The 19,431-nt window shown below is 47.4% G+C and carries 14 protein-coding genes; 11 read left to right on the top strand and 3 right to left on the bottom strand.

The genetic code is table 11. The annotated features are described in order from the left end of the window. The first annotated feature begins 412 nt into the window (after positions 1-412). A complete protein-coding gene (locus tag BIT28_RS09815) occupies positions 413-1,579 on the top strand; it encodes an amino acid permease (RefSeq protein ID WP_075763383.1) in 1,167 nt (388 codons plus the stop codon). A gap of 386 nt (positions 1,580-1,965) precedes the next feature. Continuing rightward, positions 1,966-2,739 carry a DUF4922 domain-containing protein gene (locus BIT28_RS09820; RefSeq protein WP_075763384.1) on the top strand — a complete coding sequence of 258 codons (774 nt, stop codon included), beginning with the start codon at positions 1,966-1,968 and terminating at the stop codon, positions 2,737-2,739. Positions 2,740-2,873: 134 nt separating this feature from the next. Here BIT28_RS09820 and fusA read toward each other — a convergent pair whose 3' ends face one another. Next, positions 2,874-4,961, bottom strand: coding sequence for an elongation factor G (gene fusA, locus BIT28_RS09825; protein ID WP_075763385.1), 2,088 nt, complete (start codon positions 4,959-4,961; stop codon positions 2,874-2,876). Positions 4,962-5,440: 479 nt separating this feature from the next. Here fusA and BIT28_RS09830 point away from each other — a divergent pair, with 479 nt between their 5' ends. Continuing rightward, positions 5,441-6,148: a DUF4336 domain-containing protein gene (locus tag BIT28_RS09830; protein ID WP_217696623.1), complete on the top strand. Its 708-nt coding sequence runs from the start codon at positions 5,441-5,443 to the stop codon at positions 6,146-6,148. A gap of 79 nt (positions 6,149-6,227) precedes the next feature. On the opposite strand, the gene BIT28_RS09835 is transcribed toward BIT28_RS09830, so the two are convergent. After that, positions 6,228-6,686, bottom strand: a complete 459-nt coding sequence (locus BIT28_RS09835; RefSeq protein WP_075763386.1) for an RNA methyltransferase — start codon at positions 6,684-6,686, stop codon at positions 6,228-6,230. Positions 6,687-6,836: 150 nt separating this feature from the next. Beyond that, positions 6,837-7,169 (bottom strand): PBPRA1643 family SWIM/SEC-C metal-binding motif protein, encoded by a 333-nt coding sequence (locus BIT28_RS09840; RefSeq protein WP_075763387.1) that lies wholly within the window; start codon positions 7,167-7,169, stop codon positions 6,837-6,839. A 292-nt stretch (positions 7,170-7,461) separates the two neighbouring features. On the opposite strand from BIT28_RS09840, the gene BIT28_RS09845 reads away from it, so the two are divergent. The 8 genes from BIT28_RS09845 (at position 7,462) to BIT28_RS09880 (ending at position 19,051) form a co-directional block, all read left to right on the top strand. Further along, entirely contained in the window at positions 7,462-9,261 is a 1,800-nt protein-coding gene (locus tag BIT28_RS09845; protein ID WP_245823678.1) for an extracellular solute-binding protein, read from the top strand. Between the two features lie 84 nt (positions 9,262-9,345). After that, entirely contained in the window at positions 9,346-10,431 is a 1,086-nt protein-coding gene (locus BIT28_RS09850; RefSeq protein WP_075763389.1) for a microcin C ABC transporter permease YejB, read from the top strand. Between the two features lie 5 nt (positions 10,432-10,436). Beyond that, entirely contained in the window at positions 10,437-11,453 is a 1,017-nt protein-coding gene (locus BIT28_RS09855; RefSeq protein ID WP_075763470.1) for an ABC transporter permease, read from the top strand. Between the two features lie 3 nt (positions 11,454-11,456). Beyond that, complete coding sequence (locus BIT28_RS09860) at positions 11,457-13,049, top strand: ABC transporter ATP-binding protein (protein WP_075763390.1); 1,593 nt, start codon at positions 11,457-11,459, stop codon at positions 13,047-13,049. 193 nt (positions 13,050-13,242) lie between these two features. Continuing rightward, on the top strand, positions 13,243-14,742 hold the full coding sequence (gene zwf / locus BIT28_RS09865; RefSeq protein ID WP_075763391.1) for a glucose-6-phosphate dehydrogenase: 1,500 nt from the start codon (positions 13,243-13,245) through the stop codon (positions 14,740-14,742). A 2-nt stretch (positions 14,743-14,744) separates the two neighbouring features. Further along, positions 14,745-15,461, top strand: a complete 717-nt coding sequence (gene pgl, locus BIT28_RS09870; protein WP_075763392.1) for a 6-phosphogluconolactonase — start codon at positions 14,745-14,747, stop codon at positions 15,459-15,461. 10 nt (positions 15,462-15,471) lie between these two features. Then, positions 15,472-16,920, top strand: a complete 1,449-nt coding sequence (gnd, locus tag BIT28_RS09875; RefSeq protein ID WP_075763393.1) for a decarboxylating NADP(+)-dependent phosphogluconate dehydrogenase — start codon at positions 15,472-15,474, stop codon at positions 16,918-16,920. 583 nt (positions 16,921-17,503) lie between these two features. Next, positions 17,504-19,051, top strand: a complete 1,548-nt coding sequence (locus BIT28_RS09880; protein ID WP_075763394.1) for an alanine/glycine:cation symporter family protein — start codon at positions 17,504-17,506, stop codon at positions 19,049-19,051. Positions 19,052-19,431: the final 380 nt, after the last annotated feature.

Here is a 19,431-nt window from a genome sequence, read left to right on the forward strand (position 1 = left end):
TGATGGATTATTATCCTTATTAGCAGGGAAATATCGTTTTTTGGAGTACGATAAATGAAACTTAATACAGCAGGGCTGTCTCATTCAGCCATAAACTGCTCATTGTCAGCGTCGAACGCTGCATCATCTCGCCACCATTCTGTCCGCTCTTCTGCATTTGCCTCTCAGCACGACGGTTTTTTTACCTATTCGCGATTTAGCTTTTTTAGCTAATAATTCTTGTCTGTCCTTTAGGGGCGATCTTTCTTTATAGACTGTTTTATAACGACTTTGACCAAAGTGTTTATGTTTTGATGCTATTTAGCTGCTGACCACAGCAAAGCATCCGTGAGATCGTCAAACAGACAGCATATCAGTACTGCTTAAGGGACATCCTCAGGCAGAGTCGATCTATTTTTCAGAGATAATTGTTGTGAACTTGAAGTTATTGGGTAGTGCGCTGATCGTAGCTGGTACGGCGCTGGGTGCGGGAATGCTGGCAATTCCGATGGTATTGGCACAATTCGGACTGTTATGGGGCACCTTGATGATGCTCTTCATCTGGTCTGGAACGACTTATGCGGCCTTACTGCTTTTAGAAGCCAGTATTAAAGCCGGTGGTGGTTTGGGAATGAATACCATTGCCCGCAAAACGCTGGGCAAGGGTGGCCAGGTAGTTACAAACGGCCTTCTATATGCTTTGCTGGTTTGTCTGTTGATGGCTTACATCATTGGTGCCGGTGATCTGGTTAAGAAAATGATGAGCAGTCTGGGCGCTGAGCTGACGATGATGCAGTGTCAAATCGCCTTTGCGCTAATTGCCGGTATCGTTGTTGCAGCCGGTACTGCGGCGGTAGATAAGCTTAACCGGGTGCTGTTTGCCATTATGGTGGTAATGCTGGGTTTGACATTGGTATCACTGGTACCGACTATTTCTGTTGAAAACCTTCTGGAAGCCTCCAGTGATAGCAAGATTGATCTGATTAAAACAAGTTCGGTGCTGTTTACCAGCTTTGGTTTCGTTGTGGTTATCCCGTCTCTGGTGACTTACAACGAAGATGCCACGCACAAACAGCTACGTAACATGATTATCGGAGGCTCCTGCATACCGCTGGTTAGTTACCTGTTCTGGCTGTACGCTGCGATGGGTAACTTGTCAGCTGAACAGATGACGTCTTTTGCAAATGTTTCTGAGCTTATTGCGACACTGGGCGCTGAGCATAACATGATCAAGCTGGTGCTATCGGTCTTTACTGGTCTTGCGCTACTGACGTCGTTTCTGGGTGTGGCTATGGCGCTATTTGATCAAAATGCTGATGCCTTTAAACAGAACAGGGCGGTCACTTATGTGCTGACATTCATCTTGCCTCTGATGGGGGCGCTCTGGGCTGCTGACCAGTTCCTGGCAGTACTGGGATATGCCGGCATTATTCTGGTTTTCCTAGCGATTTTTGTGCCGATGGCGATGACTATCAAAGTGCGTAGGCTGCAAAGTGTTCAGGAAGACGCAGTCGAGTATTACCAGGCTGGCGGTGGTCAGCTTGCATTGGGGATGAGCTTTTTGTTTGGCTGTTTCTTGTTGGCTGCTGAACTAATCTAAGCTCTTCATTGACTAGCATTTTTTGAGTACAGAAAAAGGGCGTTTACCTGACGGTAAACGCCTTTTTATTTTCAGAGATAGTTGTTGAATATGAAGAGAGCATGCTTGTTTGACCGAACGAACATGCGCCGAGCTGATAAACTTTGAGTGACCGAACAAAGATTTATCCAGCTTCCCTTTGGAGTAGAACTTGGGAATAGGGTGGGAAGCTGTTCTCATTCAACAAGTTGATCATACAAACTTTTATTGCGTGCTGCTATAGAAGCACAGGATTCGGGGCTACCGACATCTGATTTGAAGTGTAAACTAAGCAATACATACGGTTGAAAAATAGGCAGTTTGATGTAGCCTTTTATATCTGTTTCGTTTTCAGATAAGGAGAGTCAATGTTTTGGAATGTCGCTGAGCAAGTGACCCAGCAAGCACTCGCTGATAGCCTCTTGATGCCAATAACAACAGAAGCTGAAGTGATCACGGAGCAGGGAGTCGATTACCTCGGTTATGTAGTTACGCCCAATGCCAGTAAAAAGCCGATAGCGAAAGCACCGCAAGCGAACCCGTTTCTGCCCTATGAGCCGTCTATGTATGTCGGAGAAGCCGGAGAGCATCATGTGTGTCTGCTCAATAAGTTTCCTGTCTTATCACCTCATTTGCTAATTTGCTCCAAGACATTTATTCCCCAAATATCTCAGCTATGTCTGGCAGATTTTAAAGCCTGGTTGCTGGGATTTGATGCTAGGGATGTATTGGGTTTTTATAATAGCGGCCCGCTTGCCGGGGCCAGCCAGCCGCATCGGCATATGCAGGTGGTAAAAGCCGATATACCGCTCGAACCGCTCATAGAGTCAGGCTCTCTGCCTTTCAGGCATTGCCTTTTTCTACTCACAAGGCCGAGTGCCGAAGAGTTGTATCAGTATTATCTGGATGCATTGAAGGTGTTGTCGCTGATTGATGATGAAGGGAAGTGCAGCCCTTACAATATCTTACTGACAGAGCGCTGGATGCTGATATTGCCGAGGATAATCAATAATATAGAAGGGGTGTTTGCTAATGCGCTCAATTACAGCGGCAGGTTTCTGGTAAAGCGTCCTGAGCAGCTTAGATGGCTGCAGCAATACGGCATCATGCGTTATCTCACTGAGTGCAGCGAGAGTAATTAAGACGTCACACCAAAGACATCATTGATATTGTTCTTGTGTTCATTTCCTCTATGTTTTTTCTTTACGCACAGATAAAAAATAACCCCAGTTACCGAGGCAACTGGGGTTATCGATAGCTTAAAGTAATTTAAAAATTACTTCTTAGCGTCTTTTTCTTTCTGCTCTGCGATTACTGCTTCAGCAACGTTCGCAGGACATGGTGCGTAGTGTGAGAACTCCATAGAGAACTGACCACGACCAGAAGTCATTGTACGTAGAGTACCGATGTAGCCGAACATTTCTGATAGAGGAACGTCTGCTTTAATACGAACACCGGTAGTACCAGCCATCTGATCTTTGATCATACCACGACGACGGTTAAGGTCACCGATAACATCACCAACGTGATCTTCTGGAGTGAACACGTCTACGTGCATCACTGGCTCAAGAAGCTGTGCACCTGCTTTAGGCATAGACTGACGGAATGCACCTTTCGCTGCGATTTCGAATGCTACTGCAGATGAATCGACTGCGTGGAAGCCACCGTCGAATAGTTCAACTTCAACGTCAAGAACAGGGAAACCAGCTAGAACACCAGTGTCCATCATGCCAGCAAAACCTTTCTCGATTGCAGGCCAGAATTCTTTAGGTACGTTACCACCAACAACAGTTGAAGAGAACGTGAAGCCTGAGTTTGGCTCACCTGGCTTGATACGGTAGTCGATCTTACCGAACTGACCAGAACCACCAGACTGCTTCTTGTGCGTGTAGCTATCTTCAACAGGCTGAGTGATAGTTTCACGGTAAGCAACCTGTGGCTGACCAACGATTAGGTCAACGCCGTAAGTACGCTTAAGGATGTCAACTTTGATGTCTAGGTGAAGTTCACCCATACCTTTCAGGATAGTTTCACCTGAATCTTCGTCAGTCTCAACCTGGAATGATGGATCTTCTGCAACCATCTTACCGATAGCGATACCCATCTTCTCAGAACCGCCTTTGTCCTTAGGAGCAACTGCGATTGAGATTACTGGCTCAGGGAAGATCATTGGCTCAAGAGTACACTCGTGCTTAACATCACATAGAGTGTGACCAGTCTGAACGTTCTTCATACCTACAACAGCGATGATGTCACCAGCTTGTGCAGAAGTTAGTTCGTTACGCTCGTCAGCCTGCATTTCAACCATACGGCCGATACGCTCAGTCTTACCAGTTGCGCTGTTAAGGATTGTGTCACCTTTGTTCATCACACCTGAGTAGATGCGGATGAATGTTAGGGCACCGAAACGGTCGTCCATAATTTTGAACGCAAGAGCACGTAGAGGCTCTTTTTCGTCAACTAGTGCTACTTCACCCGTTGGCTCACCAGTTTCTGGATCTGTTAGCGGCTGAGGATCAACTTCAGTCGGAGCTGGTAGGTAATCAACAACTGCGTCAAGAATTAGCTGCATACCTTTGTTTTTGAATGCAGAACCACAGAAAGTTGGGAAGAACGCTAGGTCACGAGTACCTTTACGGATACAACGCTTAAGGTCTTCGATAGAAGGCTCTTCACCTTCCATGTAAGCTTCCATTAGGTCGTCGTCCTGCTCAACAGCAGTTTCAACAAGCTCTTCACGGTAAGTTTCTACGTCATCAACCATATCCGCTGGGATTTCTTTGATTTCGTAGTTTTCTGGAAGACCTGTGTCATCCCAAACGTAAGCTTGACGGTTTAGTACGTCAACAACACCAACGAAGTCATCTTCGCGACCGATTGGTAGAGTCATAACTAGTGGGTTAGCACCTAGAACGTTCTTAACCTGGTCAACAACGTTGAAGAAATCTGCACCCATACGGTCTAGTTTGTTAACGAAGATCAGACGAGCAACTTCTGATTCGTTTGCGTAACGCCAGTTAGTTTCTGACTGAGGCTCAACACCACCAGAACCACAGAATACACCGATACCACCATCAAGTACTTTAAGTGAACGGTAAACTTCAACTGTGAAGTCAACGTGTCCAGGAGTATCGATAACGTTTAGACGGTGGTTGTTCCAGAAACAGCTAACTGCTGCAGACTGGATTGTAATACCACGCTCAGCTTCCTGCTCCATGAAGTCAGTAGTTGATTCGCCGTCGTGTACTTCACCAGTCTTGTGGATTTGACCAGTAAGCTTAAGGATACGCTCAGTAGTGGTGGTTTTACCCGCATCAACGTGCGCGAAAATACCAATGTTTCTGTATTTAGATAAATCTGCCATTGTTTTTCTCTATAAACAATTACTGTCACTATTCGGTGGGGGAGTATATCACTGATTCAAACAAAGATTACAGAGCCCATGCACTATAAAATGAACATTTGCTTGTTTTTGCTCCGTCTTTTCTATATTTCCAGCTCAAACGCTCAATAAAACCACAAGGTTACCAATGAGATAAGATAATCTTCTGGGAAATGACCCATATACAGGTTGCTTATCTTTGTGGTAGACGTTGCAGGTTGTTTACCGAACGCTTTGTGATAATTCTCCGTGTAGTTTGAGTCTGGTGTTGTGACCCATAGTTGAATCGGATTAAGTCTAGTTCGGTTAGGCCTCGTGTACCAGTTGTGTTCCCATATTTTCAGGTGCTGATGGAAGATAGTTAATGGCCTAGTCATGGCTGCCTTGCCAGTATGAAAGACAGGTTGAGTTTGACAAAATTGTAAGTGCTAGACTTTTCCTGAATAAACCGGAGAAGTGATATGAGCATGCTATTGACTGAACATACCCGAGATAGGATATGGACAAATGACTATCCGGTACATTATGCCGGTTTAGATTTCTTCTCACGGATGACCGTAATTCGCCTTATCGACGATCGGCTGCTGCTGCATTCGCCTTGCCATATCAGTCCGGCATTGAAAGCGCAGCTTGATCAGTTGGGAGAGGTTGCGTATATCGTTGCTCCAGGCTCGTATCATTACCAGCATATTGTTTCCGCACAGGATACTTACCCGCTAGCGCAAACCATGATTTGTCCGGGTGTTGAACAGAAAGTGCCGGATTTGCAATTCAGTGAGTTCCTGTGCGACAAGGTCCCTGACTGTTGGGTTGATGATTTTGACCAGGTATTGGTGCGCGGGGCTAAATATATGTGGGAGGTGGCTTTTTTCCACAAGCCGAGTCGAACACTTATTCTGGTCGATCTTGTCGAAAACATTGGCGATAAAACAAAAGGGGTTGGCTGGGGAATGAAGTTTTGGTGGAAGCTGGTTTTTCGAATGTGGAATCACCCCAAGCCGGCACCCGAGTATCAGTTAGGCTGGAAGGATAAAGTTGCAGCAAGGCAGTCTTTATTGCAGATACTGAACTGGGATTTTGAGCGGGTGATTATTTCTCATGGTGATTTAATCAATCATAACGCCAAGGAAATAGTCAGGCAGGCCTGGGAAGTGCCGCTTGAGCACTGACTTTATCTGTGTGGAATAACCAAGAGGGCTTGGTTATTCCGTTGGCTGTCTATTAATTGCTGTATATATAGTGGGCTATTTATTTGTGGTTAGAGAAATTATCGCCCTTTGCCATGCGATCATAAAGGATAACGTTCACGGCAGCAGCCAGGTTCATGCAGCCCTTGGTCGGAACGTAAATTGTTTCGCGACAAAAATCAGTGATCTCTTTTTTCAGCGTATTGTCTTCCGGCCCAAAGATATAGAAAGCCCGTTTAGGATGCTTGTAGTCCGGCAGAGGCTTGGCCCCTTCAATCAAATCGACAGCAACAGGAACACAATCATGCGGGATGATATCTTTCAGGTCCTGAACCCCGATCAGCGGGATATCCTGATAGACGTTTTTGGTGTCAGTACAAAACTTTTTGGCAAGGTCATAACGTGTCCCTGTATAAAACACCGAGTTCACGCCATAGCAACCAGCTGCGCGCATTACTGAACCAACATTTTCAGGGGTTTTGGGGTTGAATAGCCCGACACAGGAGTAACCTTTGCTCATATCGCATACATCTTCAAAATTAAAATCGAGGCGGGATTATACGGATTTTTCTGCAAAATTGCAGGAACAAAAGAAATGCGGCTAGCTTACGGGGAGATGGGTTGAGGTAACAGCCCCATTAATGGCGGGACTGTTGCCTATAAGCAGAGTTTAGCCGCAGCACTTTTTGAACTTCTTGCCGCTACCACATGAGCAAGGGTCATTACGGTTGGGCGTTTTCTCGAAAACGGTCGTTTTTGGCTTGTTCAGGATTGTTTCTAGTTCAACTAGATTTTCTTTTTCTTCTACACTGACCGTAATTGTTGCAAATAGCTGATTTTCGGCAAGGATAGCTTCAACCTCTGTTTTGCGCTCTTCACTGTTAACGATAAGCGGTAGCGGGTTGGTTTCGGTTCCTAGTTTGGCTGCACGTTTGGTGTTGTAACCGAAGCTCTCGTGCTTAGGTTTTTTCTCGATGCGGCCTTTATAGAAAAATTTAGACATAACCTGAATCCTGTATAACGTAGTCCGCATCTGCGGAGAGGGAGGGGATGTTAACGGCTAACCGGGCCGCCCGCAAGTCAAAGACCATACCTGTGTACAACCTTTGTTCAATCTAACTACAACGTTATATGCGTCGATCAGATTATGTAGCAACCGTGCTTGCGACATTGTCGAATAGTGATTACTGTCCTATCGTAGAATAATGATAATTTGAACTTTTTTACCCTCAAGCAGGACGTTCGAGGTAAGCAGGGAGACGCTAATGTTGAAAAAGATACCATTATTCGGGGCAATGTTGTTCGCTACCGGAGCGATCCATGCCGTCGATGTTTATGCTGCCGAGGTAATAGAGTCGACCAATCTGGTTGGTTTCGGCAGTGCGAAATACCCCAGTAACTTTACTCATTTCGACTATGTGAATCCCGAAGCTCCTAAAGGAGGGCAGGTTACCTACGCCCAGGTAGGTACGTTTGATAGTTTTAATCGTTATGCCAGTCGGGGAGTATCTGCAGCCGGTGCGGATGCTATCTATGATACCTTGTTTGTTTCCTCTACAGATGAAATCGACAGCCACTACCCGCTTATTGCAGAAAAAGTACGTTATGCCGATGACTTCACCTGGATGGAAGTGGACATCAACCCCAAGGCCCGCTTTCACGATGGCCACTCGATAACGGCTGAAGACGTTGCTTTTACCTTTGAAAAATTCCTCAAAGAAGGGGTAGCACAATACAAGGTATATTATAAGGACGTTAAGTCGGTAACGGCCAAGTCCAAACTCACTGCCCGTATCGACATGATCAAACCCAATCGTGAAATTCTATTCTCGCTGGTACAGGGAATGGTCGTGCTCCCCGAGCATTATTGGAAAGACAAGAACCTGAGTGAGCCCCTGAGCACGCCGCCTCTCGGCAGTAGTGCCTATAAGGTTGCCAGCTATAAATCAGGCCAGAGCGTGACTTATTCGCTGGTTGATGACTACTGGGCCAAGGATTTGCCGGTAAATATCGGTCGTCATAATTTTGAAACCATCAAGTACGACTACTATCGTGATGAAACCGTAACCCTCGAAGCCTTCAAGGCGGGTGAATACGACATCCGGGAAGAAAATGTTGCCAAGTTCTGGGCCACCATGTATCAGGGGCCTAACTTTGATCAGGGCTATATCCTCAAGGAGGAAATCCCCCACCAGATCCCGCAATCGATGCAGGCTTTTGTCTTCAATACGGAAAGTCCATATTTTCAGGACGCCAGAGTCCGCGAGGCACTGACCTATGCAATGGACTTTGAGTGGATGAACAAAAGCCTGTTCTACAACCAGTACAAGCGCACCCGCAGTTATTTCCAGAATACCGAGTATGAAGCAAGCGGCCTGCCGACTGCCGATGAGCTCAAGGTGCTTGAACCTGTGAAAGATAAAGTGCCGCCGCGGGTGTTTACCGAAGCCTATCAACCGCCGGTGACTGACGGCTCGGGACGGATTCGGAGCCAGATGCGCAAGGCTCTTGGCTTGTTGAAGCAATCTGGCTGGGTACTGAAGAACAAGGTGATGAGCAATGTCGAAACAGGCGAGCCGTTTGCTTTTGAGTTGTTGATCTATAGCCCGACTACCGAGCGCTTGGCAATCCCGGTGCAGAGGAACCTCAAATTGATGGGGATCGATATGAAGATCCGCACCGTCGATACTACCCAGTACATCAAGCGACTGCGTGATCGTGACTTTGACATGGTGTCACATGGCTACGGTGCCAACCCCTATCCGAATCCTAATTTGCTGATAGCCTGGAATAGCAATTTTATCGACAGTACCTACAATACGGCAGGTGTCAAAGACCCCGCAATTGATTATCTGACAGAGAAGATTGCAGAGAATCAGCAAGATCCGGAAGCTTTACTCAGTTACGGGCGAGCGCTAGACAGGGTGTTGCAGTGGAATTTCTTCGTGATCCCGCAATGGCATATCAGTCAGTTCCGTGTTGCCAGCTGGGATAAGTTCTCCCGTCCGTCGGTAAGGCCCAAGTATGCGCTGGGCAAGGATACTTGGTGGATTGATCCGGTGAAGGCCGCCAAGCTGCCGGAAAAACGCCGCTAATGATTGGCCGGAGTGCAAATGATGCAGTGCACAAAGCTGCGATACGTTGTTCGCCTTAGGAAGTATTAAGAAGGCATAGGGAAGATGACTGCTTATATAATTCGTCGTTTGTTACTGGTTATTCCGACCTTATGGGCGATTATAACCATTAACTTTTTTGTCATTCAGATTGCGCCGGGCGGACCTGTCGAGCAGGCGGTCGCCCAGCTTGAAGGGCATTCGTCCGGCATCATGGAACGTTTCACCGGGGGTGGCCAGGAGGTTCAGGCCGTAGAGCCGGGAGACAACGGTTCTGGCTATCGTGGTTCGCGCGGGCTGGATCCCGAAGTGGTCGAAGCCATCAAGGTGCAGTTTGGCTTTGATAAGCCTCTGCATGAACGCTACTTCGATATGCTGAAGAACTATGCCACTTTTAACTTTGGCGAGAGCCTGTTTAAAGGGGGCAATGTGATTGATCTGATCATCGATCGCCTGCCGGTATCTATTTCCCTGGGGTTATGGAGCACCCTGATCATCTATTTCGTCTCTATTCCGCTGGGGATCGCCAAGGCTATTAATCATGGCTCGCGGTTTGATGTCTGGAGTAGTGCTGTCGTCATTGTTGGTTATGCCATTCCGGGTTTTTTGTTTGCTATCTTGCTGATAATCTTCTTTGCCAGTGGCAACTATTTCAGCTGGTTCCCGTTGCGTGGCTTAGTGTCATCCGACTTTGACCAACTGGCGTGGTATCAGCAGATCATCGATTATTTCTGGCATTTGACCTTGCCTATTCTGGCGATGGTGATCGGTGGGTTTGCTACCTTGTCGATGCTGACTAAAAACTCTTTCCTCGATGAAATTAACAAGCAGTATGTGGTGACGGCCCGAGCCAAGGGGCTCGACGAGCGCAGCATTCTCTACCGTCATGTATTCCGTAATGCCATGTTGATCATCATAGCCGGGTTCCCCGCGGCATTTATCAGTATTTTCTTTACCGGCGCGATGCTGATTGAGGTGATGTTTTCGCTGGAAGGTATTGGGCTATTGGGGTTTGAGTCGACCATTCAGCGTGATTATCCGGTGGTATTCAGTTCTTTATATATCATGACCCTGCTGGGACTTTTATTGAACATCATTTCGGATTTGACGTACACCTTCGTTGATCCACGCATTGATTTTGAGGCGCGCTAGTGAAAATGAATCCGTTAACAAAGGAGAGACTGGCGAGATTCCGTGCCCATAAACGCGGTTACTGGTCGCTATGGACCTTTGCTTTGCTGTTTTTTATCAGTTTGTTTGCCGAAGTGGTTGCCAATGACAAGCCGCTGTTGATCCGCTTTGATGCCAATTGGTATTTTCCGATCATCGAGCAATATACAGAAACCGAGTTTGGCGGAGAGTTCGAGTCTGAAGCCGATTATACCGACCCCTATGTGGTTGAGTTGATTGAGGCTGATGGCTTTATGATTTGGCCGCTCATCCGTTTTAGCTACGATACCATTAATTATGATTTGACCGGCCCGGCACCGTCTCCGCCGGATAGTGTCAACTGGCTGGGCACGGATGATAAAGGACGGGACGTACTGGCACGGATCATTTATGGTTTCCGGATCTCCGTGTTATTCGGGTTTGCCCTTACTGTTATCTCGACCATCATCGGGGTGATAGTGGGAGCGTGTCAGGGCTATTACGGTGGTTGGGTCGATTTGTTCGGTCAGCGTTTCATCGAAGTGTGGTCGGGAATGCCGACACTGTTCCTGTTGATCATTCTCTCAAGTTTCGTTGAGCCGAACTTCTGGTGGTTACTCGGGATCATGGTTCTGTTTAGCTGGATGGGGCTTGTCGGTGTGGTGCGGGCAGAGTTCCTCCGTTGCCGGAACTTCGATTATGTCCGTGCCGCCCAGGCACTGGGTGTCGGAGACGGACGTATTATGCTGCGTCATATGTTGCCAAACGCCATGGTGGCCTCGCTCACCATGATGCCGTTTATTCTCAGCGGCTCAGTGACAACCTTAACCTCGCTGGATTTTCTTGGCTTTGGTCTGCCCGCAGGATCGCCGTCATTAGGCGAGTTGCTGGCGCAGGGTAAAACGAATTTGCAGGCTCCCTGGCTTGGGTTGTCTGCCTTTGTTGTACTGTCAATTATGCTAAGCCTGCTGGTGTTTGTCGGTGAAGCTGTCCGGGATGCATTTGATCCCCATCATCAGAGATAAGTCATGGCAAAACCAATACTCACAATTGAAAACTTATCGGTTGGCTTTCAGAGCGGTGACAGTGTCAATCAGGTCACGCACGATGTTAGTCTTTCTATTCGCCGTGGAGAGACGTTGGCGCTGGTGGGTGAAAGTGGTTCGGGTAAGTCGGTGACGGCCAATGCGATACTACGCCTGTTGCCAAAGTCCTCTACCCGTTATATCGGCGGTCAGGTTATCTATGACGGGACAGATATGATGGCGTGCAGCGAGCGCGAGATGCGTCGAATGCGAGGTGATCGGATCGGAATGATATTTCAGGAACCGATGATGTCGCTTAATCCGTTGCACAAAATTGGTCGCCAGCTATGTGAAACCTTGGCTATCCACCGGGGAATAAGGCAGAGAGATGCTGAAAAGCGTGCATTGAGTTGGCTAAAGAAGGTCGGTATTCGTAATGCCGAAAAACGTCTTACGGCCTATCCGCACGAATTATCGGGTGGCGAACGTCAGCGGGTAATGATAGCAATGGCCCTGATAAACGAACCTGAACTCTTAATTGCCGATGAGCCGACAACAGCGCTTGATGTGTCGGTGCAGGCGCAGATACTGGAGTTGCTCAAAGATCTCCAGCAGGAGATGGGTATGGCGATGCTGTTTATTACCCATGACTTGAGTATCGTCCGCCGTATTGCAGATCGGGTGGCAGTTATGCAGCTTGGCACTCTGGTAGAGACAGATACCCGTGATGTGATATTCAATACCCCGTCCGATCCCTATACGATTAAGCTGATCAACTCTGATCCGAGCGGCAGCCCGGTTCCTGTTTCAGCCAGCGCCGAGCCTTTGTTCGATGTGAATGATTTGCGGGTGTGGTTTCCGATCACCGGCGGCATTTTGAAAAGAGTGAAGGATCATATTAAAGCCGTTACCGATGTCAGCTTTATTCTGCGAAAAGGCCACAGTGTCGGTTTGGTGGGTGAAAGTGGCTCCGGCAAATCGACAACCGGGATGGCGGTGCTGAAACTGCTCAATAGTGAAGGACAAATTCGCTTCGACGGGGTAGATATTTCGGCGCTTAGTCGTAAGCAGATGCTGCCTTACCGCAGTAAATTGCAGGTGGTGTTCCAAGATCCGTTTTCGGCGCTCAACCCGCGTATGTCGGTCGCGCAGATCATTGGTGAAGGGTTAAAAATCCACAAGTCGCTGACCCCGAAAGAAGAGGACGAGGTGATTTGCGAAGCAATGCGGGAAGTGGAGTTGGACCCGGACACCCGTCACCGCTACCCCAATGAGTTTTCCGGCGGACAGCGGCAACGTATCGCGATTGCCCGTGCCCTGGTATTGAAGCCGGAGTTTATTTTGCTCGATGAGCCGACATCATCGCTCGACAGGACCGTGCAGTTTCAGGTGTTGAGCTTGCTAAAATCCCTCCAGCAAAAGTACGGGTTGAGCTATCTGTTTATCAGTCATGATCTCCATGTTGTGAAGTCACTTTGCCACTACACCTTGGTGCTTAAGAATGGCCAAGTCGTTGAGCAGGGTGACACGGCGCAAGTCTTTAATGAACCACAACATGCCTACACCCGAGAGCTAGTGAACTTGTCATCAGTCTAAATAGTTAACCGGTTTACCTGTATGGTATATGTTCAGTAGCCATTTGGCCCTTTCGTCTAAACTTTCCTCACAACAAGGTTTTACCTATTACTGTAATAGGTAAAACCGAATTTCCCTTCTTTTTCGTAGTGCTAACATCCGGTCTATCAAGACATTGTCTTGCAGATCTTGTTGTTCTGAATGGAAAAACTCTATGGATAAGCCAGAAAATAATTGTATTGTCATTTTTGGTGCGTCAGGCGATCTGACCCACAGGAAATTGATCCCTGCGTTCTATCATCTCTATGCCAATGGGCAGTTACCTGAAGAGTTTGCCATTTTAGGTGTTAGCCGCACGGCGTTCTCCGATCTGGCATTCAGAGAAAAGCTCAAGCAAACACTGATGACCACGGAGGAAGTGGACGAACAGACGCTTGAGGCATTTTGCCAGCATTTGCATTATCAGGCTCTCAATACGGCAGCAGTTGAAGATTACGCGTTGCTGAAAGAACGCCTGGATAGGGTTGACGAACAGTGCCATACCAATGGCAACACCACCTTTTACCTTGCTACACCGCCTAGTCTGTACAGTGTGATCCCTGAAAACTTGGCGGCATACGGTCTTAATGATGAATCGAACGGCTGGAAGCGTCTGATTGTCGAGAAACCTTTTGGTTATGATTTGGCTTCGGCACAGGCCTTGGACCAGCAGCTCCATCGCTATTTTCAGGAGCACCAGATATATCGAATCGACCATTACCTGGGTAAGGAAACCGTGCAGAATCTGTTGGTTTTCCGCTTTGCCAACGGCATGTTTGAGCCGCTATGGAACCGTAACTTTATCGATTATGTCGAAATTACTGCCGCAGAATTTCTTGGTGTTGAAGAGCGCGGTGGCTATTACGACGGAGCCGGTGCGGTGCGTGATATGTTCCAGAATCACCTGCTGCAGGTATTAGCCATGGTGGGTATGGAGCCGCCAGCGGCTATCAATGCCGATTCGATGCGTGATGAGGTGGTGAAGGTGATGAACAGCTTCCAGCCGTTGTCAGAGCAGGATTTAAAACAGAATCTGGTTTTAGGCCAGTACACCGAATCTGATGTTCGCGGTGAGCATCTGCCGGGTTATCGCGACGAACAAGGGGTTGCATCTGAATCCCGCACCGAGACCTATGTCGGGTTAAAGATGTTTATCGACAACTGGCGCTGGAGCGGCGTACCGTTTTATGTCCGCACCGGCAAACGCCTTCCAACCCGGGTAACCGAGGTAGTGATTCACTTCAAGAAAACACCGCACCCGGTCTTTAGTGCCAATGCACCGGCGAATAAGCTGATCATTCGTATTCAGCCTGATGAAGGTATTTTGATGAGTTTTGGCCTCAAGAAACCGGGAGCCGGGTTCGAAGCCAAGGATGTGTCGATGGACTTCCATTACGAGAGCCTTGAGGAAACCCACATGCTGACGGCGTACGAGCGGTTGCTGCTAGACTCCATGAACGGCGATGCAACATTATTTGCCCGTACTGACGCAGTAAAAGCATGTTGGAAGTTTGTTCAGCCAATTCTTGACTACAAAGAAGATCCCAAACACCTGTACGGTTATGCCGCAGGTACCTGGGGGCCGAAAGAAGCTGATGCCCTGTTGGCTGGCGACAAACGAGAGTGGCGTTTCCCTTGTAAGAACCTGACTAATACTGATTACTGCGAGTTATAACCATGATGAACTATTCAATCTTTGATACCCCCGAGCAGGTGGTGACTTCGCTGGCCGAGTCCATCGTTGAGTACAGTCAACAAAACCGTCCGGTACATATCTCATTGTCTGGTGGCAGTACACCGGCTCTGTTGTTCAAAGTATTGGCACAGCCGACATTTGCAGATGCCGTCCAGTGGCAGAATTTGCATTTCTGGTGGGGAGATGAGCGCTGTGTCTCGCCAGATAGCCAGGAGAGTAACTATGGCAATGCCAAGGCCTTGTTATTCGATCATATCTCGATACCGGCTGAAAACATTCACCGTATCCGTGGTGAAGAGTTTGCGGCACTGGAAGCGGTGCGCTTTGCCGAAGAAATGAAGGCGGAGATCCCCCATGAAAATGATGTACCGGCGTTTGACTGGGTATTGCTCGGGATGGGGACGGATGGACATACGGCATCGCTGTTCCCCGGCCAGACGAATTACGATACAACCGAGCTTGCTACCATTGCGGCTCATCCGGAAAACAGACAAATCAGGGTATCCAAGACCGCGCATCTGCTGTCCCATGCCAAGCGAATCACTTATTTGGTGATGGGGGAGAGCAAAGCGCCGGTGATTAAAGCCATTTTTGAGCAGTCAACCGAAGCATCCGCGTATCCGGCGGCAAACATCAAGGCCGAAAATGGTCTGACAGAATGGTTTTTAGATTCAGCAGCCGCCAAAGAGCTGGCATAAGGAGAAAGAAATGAAAGGTGATATTGGTGTAATTGGCTTGGCTGTGATGGGCCAAAACCTGATCCTGAATATGAATGATCATGGTTTCAAGGTGGTCGCCTACAACCGTACTGTGGCCAAGGTTGACGAGTTTTTGAATGGTGCTGCGAAAGGAACCAACATTGTCGGGGCAACCTCGCTGCAAAACCTGGTTGACCAGCTCGAAAGTCCGCGCAAAGTGATGCTGATGGTACGTGCAGGCGAAGTGGTTGATCAGTTTATCGACAGCTTGGTTCCGCTGCTGGATGAAGGCGATATTATTATCGATGGCGGTAATACCAATTATCCGGATACTAATCGACGTGTCGCGGCACTTAGTGAAAAAGGGATCCGTTTCGTCGGTGCTGGTGTATCCGGTGGTGAAGAAGGTGCACGTTTTGGCCCTTCTATTATGCCCGGTGGTGATCCGGAGGCATGGCCGCATGTGAAGCCGATTTTCCAGGCGATTGCCGCGAAAACTGATAAGGGCGAGGCTTGCTGTGACTGGGTTGGTAGTGAAGGTGCCGGCCATTTCGTGAAAATGGTACACAACGGGATTGAATACGGTGATATGCAGCTGATTTGTGAAGCCTATCACTTCATGAAAGAGGGACTCGGTATCTCGCATGATGAGATGCAGTCAATCTTTACTGACTGGAACAAAACGGAACTAGACAGCTATCTGGTTGAAATTACAGCCGATATTCTTGGCTATCGAGATCAGGAAGGCGAACCGCTGGTGGAGAAAATTCTCGATGCGGCAGGTCAGAAAGGTACCGGCAAGTGGACTGGGATCAATGCCCTTGAACATGGTATTCCACTGACGTTGATCACTGATTCTGTATTTGCACGCTGCCTGTCATCGCTTAAAGAGCAGCGTGTCGAGGCGGAAGCGCTGTTCGATAACGCGATCCAGCCTGTTGATGGCGAGAAGTCCGAGTGGGTTGATGCGCTTCGCCAGGCGTTGCTTGCCTCGAAAATAATCTCCTATGCACAGGGCTTTATGTTGATCCGCCAGGCTTCGGAGGAGAATGATTGGTCACTCAACTACGGTAATGTGGCCTTGATGTGGCGAGGCGGTTGTATTATCCGCAGCGCGTTCCTTGGGAACATTCGAGATGCATTCGAAACCAATCCGGATTTGGCCTTCCTTGGTCTCGATCCTTACTTCAAGGCTATTTTGGAGCAATGTCTGCCAGCATGGCGCAAAGTCGTTGCCAAGTCGTTTGAGGTAGGCCTGCCTATGCCTTGTATGTCATCGGCGCTGACGTTCCTTAACGGTTACACTACGGCCCGTTTGCCTGCCAATATGCTGCAAGCTCAGCGCGACTACTTCGGTGCGCACACTTATGAGCGCACGGATAAGCCTCGTGGCGAGTTTTTCCATACTAACTGGACAGGTAAGGGAGGAGACATTTCTTCTACGACCTATGATGTGTAACGGTGAGATTTACGCCTAACAAAGATTACAAAAGCGCAGTGACTACCACTGCGCTTTTCTGTTTGTTGATGTGGAAGTTCATGAGAAGTCGTTGTCATTACACTTAGTACTAACAAGGTAATAGTTAATACTTTGTTAAATGGTAACGAGCTTTAGCTTGGATCCGAAAAAGCTTGTGGTTAGAAAAACACTAAAGTTGGTAACAAAGGCTAAAACTTATTCAATATAAAACACATAGTAAGCGTGCTGCTATTTGCTGGTTAATAAATGTGCAGTTTTGATAGGGACAGCGAGTCTGTTTGCTTTATCATCCTGCTAAATCTGTGATCAATAACATAAATATTGGTTTGCTTGCCTGCCTATTGTTTAAGGAATAAGGGGCTGAGCCTATCTCTTGCAGTACAAATAACCATGCATTTCATGGCATAGGGATAAATTCACTAGTTGTTAATTTAATGTTGTTGTTCTGTGCTGTTGCTCACGCTTAATTGACTGATGAAATAAAAATCTTAACATTTAGCTTACAATCTGCTTATTATACTGCCCACGCATTAACCATAATCTATAAGACAGGGAGATTTTAATGCAGTCGTTAGTAGATTTTCTAAACGGAATAATATGGAGCCCGGTACTGATTTATTTGTGCCTGGGTGCTGGTTTGTTTTATTCCATCGCCACTCGTTTTGTTCAAATCCGCCACTTCAGAGAGATGTGGCGCCTACTGTTATCCGGTAAGAGTTCAGATCAAGGTATTTCCTCTTTTCAAGCACTAGCCGTTTCTTTGTCTGGACGTGTCGGTACCGGTAATATTGCAGGTGTTGCTGCAGCAATCGGTTTTGGTGGTCCGGGTGCCGTATTCTGGATGTGGGTTGTTGCCTTTCTGGGTGCAGCGACAGCATACAGTGAATCAGCCCTGGCGCAGATATATAAAGAAGAAGACGAAGACGGTCAGTTCCGTGGTGGTCCGGCTTACTACATCGAAAAAGCAATGGGCCAGAAATGGTATGCATGGATCTTTGCTATTGCGACGATTTTCGCCTGTGGTGTACTTCTACCTGGTGTTCAGTCAAACAGTATCGGTAATGCGGTTGAAGCTGCATTCGGTACAGGTGGTATGATTGAAACAACTATCGGTACTATCAGCCTGGCGAAAATCGTAACAGGTACAGTTGTCTCGATTATTCTGGCATTCATCATTTTTGGTGGTGTGAAGCGTATTGCTAGCTTTACCCAGATTGTCGTTCCATTTATGGCACTGGCCTACATCATCATTGCCTTTATTATCATCCTACTAAACATCAACTTGGTACCTACGGTATTCGGAATGATTGTTGGTGACGCATTTACACCTATGGCTGGTGTTGGTGCTGCAATTGGCTGGGGTGTTAAGCGTGGTGTTTACTCGAACGAAGCCGGTCAGGGTACAGGTCCTCATGCTGCTGCAGCGGCAGATGTTGATCACCCGGCTCAGCAGGGCTTGGTTCAGTCATTCTCAATCTACATCGATACACTGCTAGTATGTTCTGCTACAGCATTCATGATTATTATCACTGGTGCTTACAATGTTCACGGTGGTGCAGAAGGCACATTCCTGGTACAGAACCTGGCTGCTGATATTGGTGCCAACGGTCCTGTGTTCACTCAGATGGCTATCGAAAGTGCAATGCCTGGTATCGGTAAACCGTTCATCGCATTTGCTCTGTTCTTCTTTGCCTTCACAACGATTCTTGCTTACTACTACATCGCGGAAACTAACATCGCTTATATCCGCCGCTCACTGAAGCTGCCTGGCATGATGTTTGTTCTGAAAATTGTCCTGACTGTCGCTGTATTCTACGGCACAGTAAAAGCGGCGAACCTTGCCTGGGCAATGGGTGATGTTGGTGTAGGTCTGATGGCATGGCTGAACATTGTTGGTATCCTGATTATCTTCTTCCTGTCGAAGCCTGCTTTGAAAGCGCTGAATGATTACGAAGCGCAACAGAAAGCGGGTGTTACAGAGTTTACTTTCGACCCTGTGAAGTTAGGTATCAAAAACGCTGACTACTGGGAAAAACGCTTGAAGTCTTCAGGTAAACCAGTTGCTCAGCCAGAAGATGTTGACGGCGAGCCGATTAAACCGACAGCGTAACAGAATCATCTACTGAAATGTGTAAAGGGTTAGCTTAGTGCTAACCCTTTTTGTTCGAGTCTGTTTCAAATAACCTATACCCACAGTGTATATTATGCGTGATGAGTATCACAGATTTCAATCTTGCCGCAAATTAGGGCATCTGAGCTGATATGCAGTTCGGATACATAATTTTTCACTAATTGAATAAATGATTGAATAACTCTGGTGTTGAACTTATTACTATAAGCGAGTGCCTAAGAAGGCATATCCTGGGAAAAACTCTGAATTGGTTGATCTCTAGCCAAAAACGAGACTAGATTAGTTTTTCATGGCGTCAAAAAACAGATAGAAATGTCAATTTATTAACTCTCCACTTTCCTATTCTACGTGTTTAGACT

Origin of the sequence: Photobacterium proteolyticum, from assembly GCF_001939735.1 — a bacterium.
Lineage (GTDB): Bacteria > Pseudomonadota > Gammaproteobacteria > Enterobacterales > Vibrionaceae > Photobacterium > Photobacterium proteolyticum.